The organism is Mesorhizobium sp. M1329, assembly GCF_040318035.1.
Taxonomy (GTDB): domain Bacteria; phylum Pseudomonadota; class Alphaproteobacteria; order Rhizobiales; family Rhizobiaceae; genus Mesorhizobium.
In genome coordinates, this window is sequence record NZ_JAMYLN010000062.1 from 1 (window position 1) to 15,333 (window position 15,333).

Consider the following 15,333-nt stretch of genomic DNA (forward strand, 5'->3'; position numbering starts at 1 on the left):
CCGCACCGCCGCCAAAACCCCCACCAAGGCGCCAGAGCTCAAGAATACGAGCGAAATCCCTGCAATCCGATCCCTTCAAACATCCTCCGCTACTGCGCAACAGGCCCACAAGGGGAGAAGGGAAAAGGCGCCAGGTCCATCACCGCCGCAATAACCCTTCCAGCTCTTCAGCTTCCATTATCACCGGCAGGCAGACCTGCCCCGTGCACAGCCAGGCGCCGGGCTCGGCCGTTGGCGGCAGGACGCCGCCCGGCAAGGCCGGCAGATTTGTCGCCGCGCCAACAGGCACGACGATGTCCACCCGACGGGGGTCTGGACTTCGATTCGCAACCGGAACAAGTCCTGGATTCTCCGGTCTATCCACGATCACCAGTTTCAGCGGTTCAAGCGCCAAGGCACAGGCATTGACTATACCCGCCTGGCCATAGCCCTGGTGCTCCGCCCGCCCGCCCGCGTGCTCTGCGACTGTCCAGGCTTCTTCCCAGAGATCGAGATCGCCCGAAAGCGACGACAATCGGACCAGGGCTTCGATGATCTGGCCGGTAGCGGAAGGAATGGCTTCGTCGACGTCGCCGCGGATGCGGATCGGCACATCCGCGCTGTCCGATGCGGTCAGATAGTAGCCGGTCTTGTCGCTGTCCCGGTGCCAGAGATCGAGTTGCTCAATGAAGTTCCCGGCGCGATCGATATAGTCGGGATTGCCGGTCGCCTCGAACAGTGAGATGGCGGCGTTGGCCATGGCGGCGTAGTCGCTCGACAGAGCCGGAAACAGCTTCTTTGCGCCGAGCATCGAATGCGGCAGGCGGCCGTCACGTCCGGCAGCCGCAATTGCGGCAAAGGCCGTTGCTGCTGCTTCGATCCAGTCGGATCGGCCAAGCGACCGTCCGGCCTCGGCAAGGGCTGCGATCATCAAGCCGTTCCAGTCGGTCAGGGCCTTGCCGTCACGCCCCGGCCGGATGCGCTGTGCCCTCGCCGCGAGCAATTTTTCTTTCAGCGGGACGAGCTGTTGGCGGTCGATCACACTTCGCGTCTGCTGGGCTTCTGTCTGGCGGATGATCGGCTTGCCTTCCCAGCCATGCGGGTAGGCAAGCGTTAAGTATTTGAAAAACATGGCTGAATCGTCGCCGAGGGCTGCTTCGAGCTCATCGCTGCTCCAGGTGTAGAACAGCCCCTCCTCGCCCTCGCTGTCGGCATCGAGGCTGGCGGCAAAGGCACCGCCGTCGACCCGCATTTCGCGCAACAGCCAGGCAATCGTCTCTTCGATTCGCAGCCGGAACAATTCCTTGCCGGTCGACGCATAGGCCCAATTGCACGAGCGGATGAGCTGGGCATTGTCGTAGAGCATTTTTTCGAAATGCGGCACCAGCCATTCGGCGTCGGTCGAGTAGCGGCTGAGTCCGCCGCCAATATGGTCGTAGATGCCGCCGGCCAGCATCTTTTCGAGGCTGAGGAGAACGGCGTCGCGGTGGGATGCGGTGCCGTCGCGCAGCCAGGACAGCCAGAGGCTCTGCATGAACGGCGCGTTGGGGAATTTCGGCGCACCGCGCAGGCCGCCCAAATCGCGGTCGATCATGCCGTCAATGCCGTTGGCGAGCTTTGCCAGCATGCCGCGGTCGAGCACGGCCTTGCCATGGCTGCCCGCCAGCCGCGTCTCGACATGCGTAGTCAAACCGTCGGCACTTTGGTTAACGCTTTCTTTCTTTTCCCGCCAGGCCTTGTCTACCGCCTCCAGCACCTGGGTGAAGCCCGGTCGGCCATAGCGAGCCTCGCGCGGAAAGTAAGTGCCGCCCCAGAACGGCTTGCCGTCCGATGTCAGGAACATGGTCAGCGGCCAGCCGCCCTGCTCGCCCATCGAGGACAGCGCCGCCATGTAGATCTGGTCGATGTCGGGGCGTTCCTCGCGGTCGACCTTGATATTGACGAAGAGACGGTTCATGACGGCGGCGACGTCGTCGTTCTCGAAGCTCTCATGCGCCATGACGTGGCACCAATGGCACGCGGCGTAGCCGACAGAGAGCAGGATCGGACGCTGCAGCGCCTTTGCTTCGGCCAGAGCGGCGGGCGACCATGGCCGCCAGTGCACTGGATTGCCGCTGTGCTGCTGCAGATAGGGGCTGGCCTCTTCGGCAAGCAGGTTTTGTGCAGGCAATGTCACGGCGCTACTCGATGGCGGATTGAACAGGCATAGCTAGGGCGCTTCGGCAGAGCGGGCAAATGATTTCAAAAGATTCCATCGTGGCGCTGTCGAGCGGGCGCCTGCCGGCCGGCATTGCAGTGATCCGGATTTCAGGGCCGCAGAGTCGATTCGCCATCGAAACGATTGCCGGGTCGTCGGTTCCGATCCGCGTTGCCATCTATCGTAAATTCCGGGCGCCCGACGGATCGGTGCTGGACAGCGGCCTGGTCGTCTTCTTTGCCGGTCCCGACAGTTTCACCGGCGAGGACGTTGCAGAGTTCCACGTCCACGGCGGACGCGCCGTCGTGGCGAGGATGCTGGAAACCATCGCCTCCTTCGATGGCGTCAGGCATGCCGAGCCGGGCGAATTCACCCGCCGCGCCTTTCTCAACGGCAAGCTGGATCTGGTCGAAACCGAGGCGCTGGCCGATCTCATCAACGCCGAAACCGAGGCGCAGCGGCGCTTTGCCATCCACAACGCCGAAGGCGTGCAGAGCGAACTCTATCTGGGCTGGCGCCGACGGCTGATCCACGTCCGCGCGATGATCGAGGCCGAGATCGACTTTGCCGACGAGGATGACGTGCCGGGCTCGATCGCCGACACGGTCTGGTCGGATGTCCGGGCCATGATTGAGGAAATAGAGCGCCATGTCGCTGGCTTCCGCGCTGCTGAAATCATTCGCGATGGGTTCGAAGTCGTGATCCTCGGCGCGCCGAATGCCGGCAAGTCCAGCCTGTTCAACGCCTTGGCGCGGCGCGAAGCGGCGATCGTCACCGATGAGCCGGGCACGACCCGCGACCTGCTCGAGGTGGTACTGGACCTTGAAGGGGTGCGGGTCAGGGTAACCGACACCGCCGGTCTGCGCGAGGCGCCCGGCAAGATCGAGGCGATCGGCATCGAGAAGGCCAGGACCAAGGCGCACAGCGCTGATCTGCTGTTGCTGCTGGAGGATCTGGCGGAGCCAATCGCGATCGGTGTGCTGACGAGCGACATTCCGGCGCTGAGGGTTGGAACAAAAATTGACCTGTTGGGGGGCAAATCGCGGTCGTCCGCCGCGCACTATGATTTCGCGATCTCGACGCGGGACGGCACGGGTCTGGCCGAACTGCTGGACGAGATCGGGCGTCGTGCCGCAGCGCAGATCGGCAAGGCCGGCGATATCCTGCCGTCGCGGCTGCGGCACGTCGAGCTGCTCAATGAGACGAAACGGTTCCTGGTTGCGGCTGTCACGGGGGGCGATCGCGGACAGGAGCTGCGGGCCGAGGAACTGCGCCTGGCGGCGGATCGGCTCGGACGAATCGTCGGGGCGGTCGATGTCGAGGACATGCTCGATGTGATTTTTTCGCAGTTCTGTATTGGGAAATGACTCACGTGAAACACTGGGGAAGGAGCACACCGGCGGTGATTCACGTGAAACACGGCGCAGGAGTAGGGTGGGCACTGTTTCACGTGAAACGATCCCGCTCGTGCGTCTCCCCTTCTCCCCTTGTGGGAGAAGGTGGCCGAGCGAAGCTCGGTCGGATGAGGGTGCTCCAGGGAACGCCAACGCCTCATTTCTTCCAGCACCCCTCAACCGTCTCGGCGCTACGCGCCGATCCACCTTCTCCCACAAGGGGAGAAGGAGAAGACAGCGCCCTCTGTCCTTGACAGCGCGTGCCTCCGGGGACATGTGTCGGTCCACTTGAATTCGGGATTCTGAAATGACCAATCACTATGATGTGGTTGTGGTGGGCGGCGGCCATGCTGGGTGCGAGGCGGCCGGTGCTGCCGCGCGGGCTGGCGCCAGAACGGCGCTGGTGACGCTGCGCTTCGACACGATCGGCGTGATGTCCTGCAATCCGGCGATCGGCGGCCTCGGCAAGGGCCATCTGGTTCGCGAGATCGATGCCATGGACGGGCTGATGGGGCGCGTCGCCGATGCGGCCGGCATCCAGTTCCGCCTGCTCAACCGCCGCAAAGGGCCGGCGGTGCGTGGTCCCCGCACGCAAGCCGACAGAAAGCTCTATCGGCTCGCCATGCAAGCGGTGATTCGCCAACAGGCCGGTCTCGAGGTTGTCGAAGGCGAGGTGCTGGATTTCGAAATCGATGACGGACGAATCGCGGCTGCGCTGTTGGCGGACGGAAGCCGGCTCGCCTGCGGCGCCGTGGTGCTGACGACCGGCACTTTTTTGCGCGGGCTGATCCATATCGGCGAAAAGAAGATTGTCGCCGGCCGCATGAACGAGCAGGCGAGTATCGGTCTGTCGGCGACGATGAGCCGCGCCGGCTTCAAGCTCGGGCGGCTGAAGACCGGCACGCCGCCGCGGCTGGACGGCAGGACAATCGATTGGGCGTCGCTGGAGAGCCAGGCGGCGGACGAGGACCCCGTGCCGTTCTCGCTGCTGACCGACCGCATCGAAAACCCGCAGATCCATTGCGGCATTACCCGAACGACCAATGCGACGCATGAGCTGATTCGCGCCAATCTCGGCCGCTCGGCCATGTATTCGGGGTCAATCGAAGGGGTGGGGCCGCGTTATTGCCCGTCGATCGAAGACAAGATCGTCAAGTTCGGCGACCGCGAAGGCCACCAGATTTTTCTGGAGCCGGAAGGGCTGGACGACGATACGGTGTACCCGAACGGCATTTCGACGTCGCTGCCCGAGGACGTGCAGCTCGACATGCTGAAAACCATTCCGGGGCTGGAGCGGGCAACCATGCTGCAGCCGGGCTATGCCATCGAGTATGACCATGTCGACCCACGCGAGCTCAAGCCAACGCTGGAGACGAAGCGGATCGGCGGGCTTTTCCTCGCCGGGCAGATCAACGGCACCACCGGTTACGAGGAGGCCGGCGCGCAGGGGCTGCTTGCCGGCTTGAATGCAGCGCGCAGCGCATCGGCGAGCGACGAAATCGTGTTGAGCCGCACCGAAGCCTATATCGGCGTGATGGTCGACGATTTGACCAGCCGCGGCATCGCCGAACCATACCGCATGTTCACCTCGCGGGCCGAGTTCCGGCTGTCGTTGCGGGCCGACAATGCCGATGAGCGGCTGACGCCGCTGGCGATGAGACTGGGGATTGCCTCGCCGGAGCGAACGCAGCGGTTCAACAATGTCGTGCAAGAGCTTGAGAAGGCGCGACAGCTCGCCCTCGGCACCACCATGACCCCCAATGAGGCGGCGCGCCATGGGCTCGAGATCAACCGGGACGGCGTCCGTCGCTCGGCCTATGAGTTGCTGGCCTATCCCGGTGTCGACATCGCCTGGCTGGCGCGCATCGAACCGGCTTTCGCCGCGATCGACAGCAAAACGGCCGAACGTCTTGAAACGGAAGCCAAATATTCTGTCTATCTCGACCGCCAGCAGGCCGATGTATCGCAGATCAGGCACGAGGAGAGCCGGCTTATTCCGGAGTCGCTCGACTTTGCTTCTGTTCCCGGCCTGTCGAACGAGTTGAAGCAGAAGATGCTGGCACACCAGCCTCGCTCCATTGCCGACGCGCAACGCATGGAAGGCATTACGCCGGCGGCGCTGGCGATTATTGTCGCGCATGTGCGCAATGCCGAAGCGGCCGCGCGAAAGCAGGTCGCGTGAGCGCTGCGTCCTGGGCAAGCCTGCAAGCGGCAGCGGGCCCGGTTTCACGTGAAACATTCGATCGTCTGGTCGAGTTCGACGCCGTCTTCCAGAAATGGAATCGCCGGATCAATCTGGCCGCGCAATCGACGAAGGACGATGTCTGGCGCCGCCACATCCTCGACAGCGCGCAACTGGCGCGAATCAAACCAGAGGCGAAGCGCTGGGTCGATCTCGGCTCCGGCGGCGGGTTTCCCGGCCTCGTGCTGGCCTTTTTGCTTGCCGAGCGGGAAGGCGCCGGTATCGACCTGGTTGAAAGCAACCGGAAAAAAGCATCGTTCCTGCAAGCGGTCGTCGGACAGTTCAATCTGCCCGCCAAGGTCATCGCGCGCCGCATCGATGACAGCTATCCTCTTGTTCCTGCACCGCAAATCGTCACAGCCAGGGCACTCGCCTCGCTGCCCGACTTGCTCGACCTGGCGGCACCGTGGCTGACCAAGGGCGCGCGCGGCCTGTTTCACAAAGGCCGGGATTACCGCGCCGAAGTGGCAGAAAGCGCTCAACGATGGTCTTTCGATCTGGTAGAACATGCCAGTGCAACCGACGCGCAGGGCGTCATTCTCGAAATATCCGACTTGCGACAGCACCCTGGCTAGTGACCGGCGACCCCGAATGAATTTCTGGCATAGACCCATGATGAAGAACGGCCCCCGAATCATCACCGTCGCCAACCAGAAGGGCGGCGTCGGCAAGACGACAACGGCCATCAATCTGGCCACCGCGCTGGCAGCCATAGGCGAACAGGTGCTGATCGTCGATCTCGACCCGCAGGGCAATGCCAGTACCGGGCTTGGCATCGACCGGCGCGACCGCACCGTATCCTCCTATGATGTATTGACCGGCGAGCTCGATCTCGAAGCAGCGGCGATCCCGACGGCGGTGCCCGGCCTGTCGATCGTGCCGTCGACGCTCGACCTGCTCGGCATCGAGATGGAAATCGCCTCGGCACCGGATCGGGTGCTGCGGCTGCGCAACGCGCTACGGGCTTCGGCCGAGCGCTCGGCCAAATTCGGCTATGTGCTGATCGACTGCCCGCCCTCGCTCAACCTGTTGACACTGAATTCGATGGCTGCGGCAGATTCGGTGTTGGTGCCGCTGCAGTGCGAGTTTTTCGCGCTAGAGGGCCTGAGCCAGCTTTTGGAGACGGTCGAGCAGGTGCGCCGTTCGATCAACCCCGACCTGACGATCCAGGGCATCGTGCTGACCATGTTCGACGGGCGCAACAATCTCGCCAACCAGGTGGTGCAGGATGTCCGGGCGCATATGGGCGACAAGGTCTACGAGACCGTCATCCCGCGCAATGTCCGTGTTTCCGAGGCGCCGTCCTATGGCAAGCCGGCGATTCTCTACGACCTCAAATGCTCGGGCAGCCAGGCCTATCTGCAGCTTGCTTCGGAAGTGATCCGTCGCGAGCGCAAATTGCGGGCTGCCTAACGATAAGCCGAATTCGACACCGAAACGATCTGGACGGACGATGAACGAAGACCCTTCGAGAAAAAGATTGGGACGGGGACTGGCGGCGCTGATCGGCGAAATCGATCGCCCGGCGGCTCCGGAAAAGCCCGGGCTGGCGGCCGACGGCAAGGTGCCGATCGAGTTTCTCAGCCCTAATCCGAAAAACCCGCGCCGGCATTTTGGTGACGCCGACCTGACCGACCTCGCCCAGTCGATCCGCGAACATGGCGTGGTGCAGCCGGTGGTGGCGCGGCCGTCGAAAACGCAGTCGGGCCGCTACGAGATCATCGCAGGCGAGCGTCGTTGGCGCGCGGCGCAACGCGCCGGGCTGACCGAAATCCCGATCATCGTACGCGACGTCAACGATCGCACGGCGCTCGAGCTGGCGATCATCGAAAACGTCCAGCGCACCGACCTCAACCCGGTCGAGGAAGCGTTGGGCTACCAGCAGCTGATCGACGACCACGGCTATACGCAGGCCGATCTTGGCCAGGTGATCGGCAAGAGCCGCAGCCATGTCGCCAATACGCTGAGACTGCTCAAGCTGCCTGACGTCATTCGCGACATGCTGGTCGACGGCGCGCTCTCGGCCGGCCACGCCCGCACCCTGGTGACGGCCGACGACCCGGCCGGGCTTGCCAAGCGGATCATCGACGAGGGGCTTTCGGTGCGCCAGGCCGAAGCTTTGGCGCAGATGCCGGTGGGCGCGCCGGCGGCAAAGCGCCAGCCTGCGCCCCCGCCGCAAAAGGATGCCGACACGCTGGCGCTGGAAAAGCTGATGACCAATACGATCGGCATGATCGTCACGATCGAGCACAACCAGCGCGGCGGCGTGATCAGCGTCGCCTACCGGACGCTGGAGCAGCTTGACGAATTGTGCCGGAGGTTGAAGCGGGAGTAGGTAGTTAGCCGGCGCATAAATATCCGGGTTGGGCAGAGACGCTGCTTCTGCTAAGCCTCAAGCTCTGTTCACTCCAGGGTGCGCGGCTTGTCTTTCCAGCGTTGAAGGCTTGGCGCGGCTCTCCCTTCTCCCCCCTGTGGGAGAACTGTGGGAGAAGGTGTCGCCGAAGGCGACGGATGAGGGGTGTTCCAGGGAACGCCAACGCCTCATTCCGTCCAACACCCCTCATCCGTCTCGGCGCCGCGCGCCGATCCACCTTCTCCCACAAGGGGAGAAGGTCAGGTGCTCCTACCGCTGCGCCAGCCTTGCGCTCTCCACGGCAATGCCGAGCAGCGCCTGGCGTGCCAGCGCGACCGACAGATCCGGCCGCCGGCGTGTCTGCAGGATCGCTGTCTGCAGACGGTTGAGTGCGCGGCCGAGCGCTTCGCTGCTCCACCGTTCGAGGGCTTTCTCCACCAGCTTGCGCCGCGAGAAAAAAACCGGCGGGCGCGCCGCGGCAACGACCGAAGCGGCATTGCGGCCGCCGGCGTCCATCTGGCCGCGCATGGCCTGGATCGCCTGCAACTGCCGCATCGCCGATGAAAGCACCAGGAAGGGCTGGCCGCCAGACTGGCAATGGCGGGTGAAGGCGCTGTCGAAGTCGGCGATCCTGCCTTCGAGCAGGGCGTCGACTGCCGCATCGAAGGAGAGGCCGGAGACATCGCCAGACGTCGCCTTGACGTCGTCGAGGCCGATTTCGGCCTGGCCATGCGCATAAAGCACCAGCTTTTCGATCTCGCCGCGCGAGGCCAGCCGGTCGCCGCCGAGGTTGCGGCGCAGCGCCTGCCGGGCCTCCAGCGTCATCGACATGCCTGCCTTGCGCAATTCGTCGTCGATGACGGTGTCGATGTCCCTGGCCTCATCGGCGTAGCAAGGCAGAGCCATGGCATTGTCCGCCGCCTCTACGACAGCGCGCAGGCCGACGCCCTTCTTAAGGTCGCCGGCCTCGATCAGGATAATGGCATCGCGCGGCGGCTCGGCGGTCAGCGCCTTGACGTCGTCGGCAAGCGCCTTCTGGGCGCCGGCATTGCGCACCCATAGGAGGCGCCGCTCCGAAAACATCGGCACGGTGTGCGCTTCGTCGAGCAGGCGGCCCTCGTCGCGATCGACCTCCGAACCGTCCAGCCTGACCACCGAGAACGGATCGTCGAGCGGCAGGCCGGTTTTGCCGGCAAAGGCCTTTGCCCGCTCGGCAACCAGCCCGCGATCGGGACCGTAAAGCAGCACGATCGAGACGCGCGGATCCGGCTTCGCGAGCCATGCATCGACCTCGTATGCTTTCTTTTGTGCCATGGGCGCTGATTAGCATGAGCTGGTTAGCATGATAAGGCGCCGGGTGAACGGAGGGTGATCTCCCCCCTCGTGGGGGAGATGTCCGGCAGGACAGAGGGGGGCGCTGTCCCGCCGACCTCCCAATCGATCGCAAATTACGATCTTTGCATCGTCCGGGCTGGTCGAGGCGAGCAAGGTCAGCGTTCCTTCACGCCCCCCTCTGCCCTGCCGGGCATCTCCCCTACGAGGGGGGAGATTGGCAGTTCTGGCGCCTGCGCTCAATCTTCTGGCGAAAAAGCTCGCGCGACCTTTCCCCAAGTTGCGCGCTGCTGCGGAAGTTAGACAGGAAATTACGAGCGCTTGTCTTCATCTTACGCTGTGGCGGGGTCTGCTGCTGGCATTTCAGTCGCCCCGGCGAATTGGCACCGCTCCGGCGGTGTGCAAATATCTTGGCCGGCAACAGTGGAGGACCGAGATCATGGCCGATGCCGGAATGTTGCGCTTTCATGTTCCGGAACCGGAAGTGCGGCCGGGCGGCACGCCGGATTTTTCTGACGTGACCATCCCCAAGGCCGGCTCAGTGCCGCGTCCCGAGATCGACGTCGATCCGCGCACCATCCGCGATCTTGCCTTCTCGATCATTCGCGTGCTGAACCGCGCCGGCGAGGCCGTCGGGCCATGGGCCGGCCTGCTTTCCGATGAAGAGCTGCTGGAGGGGCTGCGTCATATGGTGACGCTGCGCAGCTTCGATGCGCGCATGCAGATGGCGCAGCGCCAGGGCAAGACCTCCTTCTACATGCAGCATCTCGGCGAAGAGGCGGTGAGCTGCGCCTTCCGCAAGGCGCTGTCGCGAGGCGACATGAATTTTCCGACCTATCGGCAGGCCGGCCTGCTCATCGCCGACGGCTACCCGATGGTGACGATGATGAACCAGATCTATTCGAACGAGGCCGATCCGCTGAAGGGCCGGCAGCTGCCGATCATGTACTCGTCGAAGGAGCACGGCTTCTTTTCGATCTCCGGCAATCTGGCGACGCAGTACATCCAGGCGGTCGGCTGGGCGATGGCTTCGGCAATCAGCAATGACCAGAAGATCGCCGCCGCCTGGATCGGCGACGGCTCGACAGCCGAGTCCGACTTCCATTCGGCGCTGGTGTTCGCCTCGACCTACAAGGCGCCGGTCGTGCTCAATGTCGTCAACAACCAGTGGGCGATTTCGACCTTCCAGGGCATCGCCCGCGGCGGCTCCGGCACTTTTGCCGCCCGGGGGCTCGGCTTCGGCATCCCGTCGCTGCGCGTCGACGGCAACGACTATCTCGCCGTCCATGCGGTGGCCAAATGGGCGGCGGAACGGGCGCGCAGCAATCTCGGGCCGACGCTGGTCGAATACGTCACTTACCGCGTCGGCGCCCATTCGAGCTCCGACGACCCGTCGGCTTACCGGCCGAAGGCCGAGTCCGATGCCTGGCCGCTCGGCGACCCGATCGTCAGGCTGAAGAACCATCTCATCCAGCGCGGTGTCTGGTCTGACGAACGCCACGCCCAGGCCGAGGCGGAAATCCTCGACACGGTGATTTCGGCGCAGCGGGAGGCCGAACGCCACGGCACGCTGCATGCCGGCGGCAAGCCTTCGGCCCGCGACATGTTCGAGGGCGTCTATGCCGAGATGCCGCCGCATCTCAGGCGCCAGCGCCAACAGGCCGGGGTCTGACCATGCCGCGGCGGACCATGATCGAGGCGATCCGCGACGCCATGGACGTGTCGATGGCGCGCGACGAACGCGTCATCGTATTCGGCGAGGATGTCGGTTTCTTCGGCGGCGTCTTCCGCTGCACCCAGGGCCTGCAGGCGAAATACGGCAAGAGCCGCTGCTTCGATGCGCCGATCAGCGAATCCGGGATTGTCGGCGCGGCCATCGGCATGGCGGCCTACGGGCTGAAGCCTTGCGTCGAGGTGCAGTTTGCCGACTATGTTTATCCGGCCTATGACCAGATCGTCTCGGAAGCGGCGCGGCTGCGCTACCGGTCGAACGGCGATTTCACCTGCCCGATCGTCGTGAGAATGCCGACCGGCGGCGGCATTTTCGGCGGCCAGACCCACAGCCAGAGCCCGGAGGCGCTGTTCACCCACGTCTCCGGCCTGAAGGTCGTGGTTCCGTCCAATCCGCACGACGCCAAGGGCCTGCTGATCGCGGCGATCGAGGATCCCGACCCGGTGATCTTCCTGGAGCCGAAGCGGCTTTATAACGGCCCCTTCGACGGTCATCACGAGCGGCCGGTAACGCCATGGTCGAAACATGAGCTCGGCGAAGTCGCCGACGGCCATTACACCGTGCCGCTCGGCAAGGCGGTGATCCGGCGGCCGGGCGCTGCGGTCACCGTGCTTGCCTATGGCACGATGGTCTATGTCGCCGAGGCGGCGGCCGAGGAGACCGCCATCGATGCCGAGATCATCGATCTGAGGACGCTGCTGCCGCTCGACCTCGAGACGATCGTCGCCTCGGTCAACAAGACCGGGCGCTGCGTGGTCGTGCATGAGGCGACGCTGACATCCGGCTTCGGCGCCGAACTTTCGGCGCTGGTTCAGGAGAACTGCTTCTATCATCTGGAAGCGCCTGTGGCGCGGGTCACCGGCTGGGACACGCCCTATCCGCATGCGCAGGAATGGGACTATTTCCCCGGTCCTGCCCGGCTAGGCCGCGCGCTCATCGAAACGATGGAAGCCTGAAGGGGGGGAACGATGGGCGAATATGTCATCAAGCTGCCCGATGTCGGCGAAGGCGTCGCCGAGGCCGAGCTCGTCGAATGGCAGGTCAAGGTCGGCGATCTCGTGCGCGAGGATGCCGTGCTTGCCGCTGTCATGACCGACAAGGCGACGGTCGAGATTCCTTCGCCCGTCGATGGCGAAATCGTCTGGTTGGGCGCCGAGATCGGCGACACTGTGGCGATCGGCTCGCCGATTGTCAGGCTGAAGGTGGCGGGCGAGGGTAATGTGAAGCCGCCACGGGACGTTGAGGCGGGCGCCAAGCGTACCCCCACCCCTAACCCCTCCCCACAAGGGGGAGGGGGACGCGTCACGGCCGCCAAAGCCGATGCCCCGCCCCCCTCGCTCTCACCTGAGCTTGCTCCAAGAAACGGGAACGCAGGTGTGGCGCGGACAGAATCCCCCTCCCCCTTGTGGGGAGGGGTTAGGCGTGGGGGTACTGCGACGTCCGGCGCGCCGCGCCCCGAGGGCGAAAAGCCGCTGGCCTCGCCGGCCGTCCGCCTCAGGGCGAAAGAGGCCGGCATCGACCTTCGGCAGGTCCCGGGAACCGGCCCGGCCGGACGCATCCAGCACGAGGACATCGACGCGTTCCTGGCACGCGGACCGCAGCTCGCGAAGGCCACTGGCCTCGCCCGCAACGAGGCGGTCGAGGACATCAAGATAGTCGGGCTCAGGCGAAAGATCGCCGAGAAGATGACGCTGGCCATGTCGCGCATCCCGCACATCACCTATGTCGAGGAGATCGACGTCACCGCGCTCGAGGATCTGCGCGCCGCGCTCAACAAGGAGAAGCGGCCGGGCGCGGACAGGCCGAAGCTGACGCTGCTGCCGTTCCTGATGCGGGCGATGGTCAAGGCGATTGCCGACCAGCCGAACCTCAATGCGGTGTTCGACGACGAGGCCGGTATCGTCCACCAGCATGGCGGCGTCCATATCGGCATCGCCGCGCAGACGCCGTCGGGACTGATGGTGCCGGTGATCAAGCACGCCGAGGCGCGCGACATCTGGGATTGCGCAGCCGAGGTTGTCAGGCTGGCCGAGGCGGCAAAATCCGGCACGGCGACGCGCGACGAGCTCTCGGGCTCGACCATCACCATCACCTCGCTCGGCGCCATGGGCGGCGTGGCGACGACGCCGGTGATCAATCATCCGGAAGTGGCGATCGTCGGCGTCAACAAGATGATGGTGCGGCCGGTATGGGACGGCACCCAGTTCATCCCGCGCAAGATGATGAACCTGTCCTCCAGCTTCGACCACCGCGTCATCGACGGCTGGGACGCGGCGGTGTTCATCCAGCGGATAAAGGCGTTGCTCGAGACGCCGGCGCTGATTTTTGTGGATTGAGGTAATGAATAGAATGTTGCGATGGTGCGGAACGATCGAGAGGCTGGAGGGACAGCGCCCTCCTCTGCCTTGCCAGGCATCTCCCCCACGAGGGGGGAGATTGGCAGTTCCCGCGCTCCGCCCGCTCCTGAGACGGCGGCGATTGGCGAAGGCGGAGGCGAGATCCAATCTCCCCCCCTGTGGGGGAGATGTCCGGCAGGACAGAGGGGGGCGCCAAGGATCGCCACAGAGCGCCCTTTTCCGAGCCGCTGCATGGGGCACGACATGAAGGAAATCTCCTGCAAGCTGCTGGTCATCGGCGCCGGTCCGGGCGGCTATGTCTGCGCCATCCGTGCCGGGCAGCTTGGCATCGACACGGTGATTGTCGAGGCCGGCAAGCCAGGCGGCACTTGCCTCAATGTCGGCTGCATCCCGTCCAAGGCCCTGATCCATGCGGCCGAGGAGTTCGAGAAGCTCTCGCACATGGCCGGCGGCAAAAGTCCACTCGGCATAACGGTCGCAGCACCATCGCTTGATCTCGCCGCGACCATTGCCTGGAAAGACGGCATCGTTAGCCGGCTGAACAACGGTGTCGCCGGCCTGCTGAAGAAAGCGGGCGTGAAGACGGTGCATGGCTGGGCGACATTTCGCGACGGCAAGACCGTTGCGGTCGAGACCGAGATCGGCGTGCAGGTGATCCGCGCCGAAACGGTGGTGATCGCGACCGGCTCGGCGCCGGTCGAACTGCCATCGCTGCCGTTCGGTGGGCCGGTCATTTCGTCGACCGAGGCGCTGGCGCTGAGCAAAGTTCCGGAGAGGCTGGCGGTGGTCGGCGGCGGCTATATCGGGCTGGAACTCGGCATCGCCTTTGTCAAGCTGGGCGCCAAGGTGACCGTGATCGAGGCGTTGCCGCGCGTGCTGGCGCAATACGATGCGGAACTGACCCGGCCGGTGGTGAGGCGGCTGGCCGAACTTGGCATCGAGGTGCTCGTGAACGCCAAGGCCAAGGGGCTGTCCACTAAGCGCGACGCGCTGCTGGTCGAGACGAATGGCGGCAAGAACGGCAAGATTGCTGCCGACAAGGTCCTGGTCACGGTCGGTCGGAAGCCGGTGACCGAAGGCTGGGGGTTGGAGCAGATCGACCTCGACATGGCCGTACCCTTCATCCGCATCGACGACCAGTGCCGCAGCTCGATGCGCGGTATCTTTGCTATTGGCGACGTCACCGGCGAGCCGATGCTGGCGCACCGGGCGATGGCGCAAGGCGAAATGGTCGCCGAGATCGTCGCCGGCCACAGGCGCAGCTGGGACAGACGAGCGATCCCGGCTGTCTGCTTCACCGATCCGGAGCTGGTCACCGCGGGCCTGTCGCCGGAAGAGGCCAAGACCCGTGGCGAGATCAAGGTCGGGCTGTTTCCCTTCGCCGCCAATGGCCGGGCGATGACGAAGTTGGGCGAGGACGGATTCGTCCGGGTCGTTGCCCGCGCCGACAACCATCTGGTGCTCGGCATCCAGGCGGTCGGCCAGGGCGTGTCGGAACTGTCGACGGCGTTTGGGCTGGCGCTGGAGATGGGCGCGACGCTGGAGGATATCGCGGGCACCATTCATGCCCATCCGACACAGGGCGAGGGCTTTCAGGAAGCGGCGTTGAAGGCGCTGGGGCGGGCGGTGCATGTTTGAGGGCAGGTGATCTCCCCCCTTGAGGGGCAGGGGAATCGCATGTGGCGATTTTGGGGTTGAGTTTAGGCTGAGAAAGGATTCTTTGGAGAGGCAGTTGAGCGAAGGAGCG

11 protein-coding genes are annotated in these 15,333 nt (G+C 64.6%); 9 read left to right on the forward strand and 2 right to left on the reverse strand.

What is annotated here, in order from left to right; translation table 11 throughout:
* Positions 1-139 precede the first annotated feature (139 nt).
* Positions 140-2,155 carry a thioredoxin domain-containing protein gene (locus tag NKH21_RS31980; protein WP_352869859.1) on the reverse strand — a complete coding sequence of 672 codons (2,016 nt, stop codon included), beginning with the start codon at positions 2,153-2,155 and terminating at the stop codon, positions 140-142.
* 59 nt (positions 2,156-2,214) lie between these two features.
* Here NKH21_RS31980 and mnmE point away from each other — a divergent pair, with 59 nt between their 5' ends.
* From mnmE to NKH21_RS32005, 5 genes are all read left to right on the forward strand, one after another.
* Positions 2,215-3,543 (forward strand): tRNA uridine-5-carboxymethylaminomethyl(34) synthesis GTPase MnmE, encoded by a 1,329-nt coding sequence (gene mnmE / locus NKH21_RS31985; RefSeq protein ID WP_352869861.1) that lies wholly within the window; start codon positions 2,215-2,217, stop codon positions 3,541-3,543.
* A 334-nt stretch (positions 3,544-3,877) separates the two neighbouring features.
* Positions 3,878-5,752 carry a tRNA uridine-5-carboxymethylaminomethyl(34) synthesis enzyme MnmG gene (gene mnmG, locus NKH21_RS31990; RefSeq protein WP_352869863.1) on the forward strand — a complete coding sequence of 625 codons (1,875 nt, stop codon included), beginning with the start codon at positions 3,878-3,880 and terminating at the stop codon, positions 5,750-5,752.
* Positions 5,749-6,387 (forward strand): 16S rRNA (guanine(527)-N(7))-methyltransferase RsmG, encoded by a 639-nt coding sequence (rsmG, locus tag NKH21_RS31995; RefSeq protein ID WP_352869865.1) that lies wholly within the window; start codon positions 5,749-5,751, stop codon positions 6,385-6,387. The genes mnmG and rsmG overlap by 4 nt, the downstream gene beginning before the upstream one ends.
* Positions 6,388-6,424: 37 nt before the next feature.
* On the forward strand, positions 6,425-7,225 hold the full coding sequence (locus NKH21_RS32000; RefSeq protein ID WP_352466551.1) for a ParA family protein: 801 nt from the start codon (positions 6,425-6,427) through the stop codon (positions 7,223-7,225).
* Between the two features lie 40 nt (positions 7,226-7,265).
* A complete protein-coding gene (locus NKH21_RS32005; RefSeq protein ID WP_352665254.1) occupies positions 7,266-8,147 on the forward strand; it encodes a ParB/RepB/Spo0J family partition protein in 882 nt (293 codons plus the stop codon).
* Between the two features lie 288 nt (positions 8,148-8,435).
* Here NKH21_RS32005 and holA read toward each other — a convergent pair whose 3' ends face one another.
* Positions 8,436-9,479 carry a DNA polymerase III subunit delta gene (gene holA / locus NKH21_RS32010; RefSeq protein WP_352869867.1) on the reverse strand — a complete coding sequence of 348 codons (1,044 nt, stop codon included), beginning with the start codon at positions 9,477-9,479 and terminating at the stop codon, positions 8,436-8,438.
* A 457-nt stretch (positions 9,480-9,936) separates the two neighbouring features.
* Between holA and NKH21_RS32015 the strand changes: the two genes are divergently transcribed.
* From NKH21_RS32015 to lpdA, 4 genes are all read left to right on the forward strand, one after another.
* Entirely contained in the window at positions 9,937-11,169 is a 1,233-nt protein-coding gene (locus NKH21_RS32015; RefSeq protein ID WP_352869869.1) for a 3-methyl-2-oxobutanoate dehydrogenase (2-methylpropanoyl-transferring) subunit alpha, read from the forward strand.
* A gap of 2 nt (positions 11,170-11,171) precedes the next feature.
* Positions 11,172-12,185, forward strand: coding sequence for an alpha-ketoacid dehydrogenase subunit beta (locus NKH21_RS32020; protein ID WP_352869870.1), 1,014 nt, complete (start codon positions 11,172-11,174; stop codon positions 12,183-12,185).
* A 12-nt stretch (positions 12,186-12,197) separates the two neighbouring features.
* The gene (locus NKH21_RS32025; RefSeq protein ID WP_352869872.1) at positions 12,198-13,565 is read left to right on the forward strand and encodes a dihydrolipoamide acetyltransferase family protein; all 1,368 of its coding nucleotides are present in this window, start codon (positions 12,198-12,200) and stop codon (positions 13,563-13,565) included.
* Between the two features lie 264 nt (positions 13,566-13,829).
* Positions 13,830-15,224 carry a dihydrolipoyl dehydrogenase gene (gene lpdA, locus NKH21_RS32030; RefSeq protein WP_352869874.1) on the forward strand — a complete coding sequence of 465 codons (1,395 nt, stop codon included), beginning with the start codon at positions 13,830-13,832 and terminating at the stop codon, positions 15,222-15,224.
* Positions 15,225-15,333: the final 109 nt, after the last annotated feature.

What these genes read in the sequence shown, in the direction of transcription:
- NKH21_RS32025 (WP_352869872.1), top strand. Translation starts at nt 12,198, where the DNA reads ATGGGCGAATATGTCATCAAGCTGCCCGATGTCGGCGAAGGCGTCGCC.
- NKH21_RS32005 (WP_352665254.1), top strand. Translation starts at nt 7,266, where the DNA reads ATGAACGAAGACCCTTCGAGAAAAAGATTGGGACGGGGACTGGCGGCG.
- mnmE (WP_352869861.1), top strand. Translation starts at nt 2,215, where the DNA reads ATGATTTCAAAAGATTCCATCGTGGCGCTGTCGAGCGGGCGCCTGCCG.
- NKH21_RS32000 (WP_352466551.1), top strand. Translation starts at nt 6,425, where the DNA reads ATGATGAAGAACGGCCCCCGAATCATCACCGTCGCCAACCAGAAGGGC.
- NKH21_RS32020 (WP_352869870.1), top strand. Translation starts at nt 11,172, where the DNA reads ATGCCGCGGCGGACCATGATCGAGGCGATCCGCGACGCCATGGACGTG.
- mnmG (WP_352869863.1), top strand. Translation starts at nt 3,878, where the DNA reads ATGACCAATCACTATGATGTGGTTGTGGTGGGCGGCGGCCATGCTGGG.
- holA (WP_352869867.1), bottom strand. Translation starts at nt 9,479, where the DNA reads ATGGCACAAAAGAAAGCATACGAGGTCGATGCATGGCTCGCGAAGCCG.
- NKH21_RS32015 (WP_352869869.1), top strand. Translation starts at nt 9,937, where the DNA reads ATGGCCGATGCCGGAATGTTGCGCTTTCATGTTCCGGAACCGGAAGTG.
- lpdA (WP_352869874.1), top strand. Translation starts at nt 13,830, where the DNA reads ATGAAGGAAATCTCCTGCAAGCTGCTGGTCATCGGCGCCGGTCCGGGC.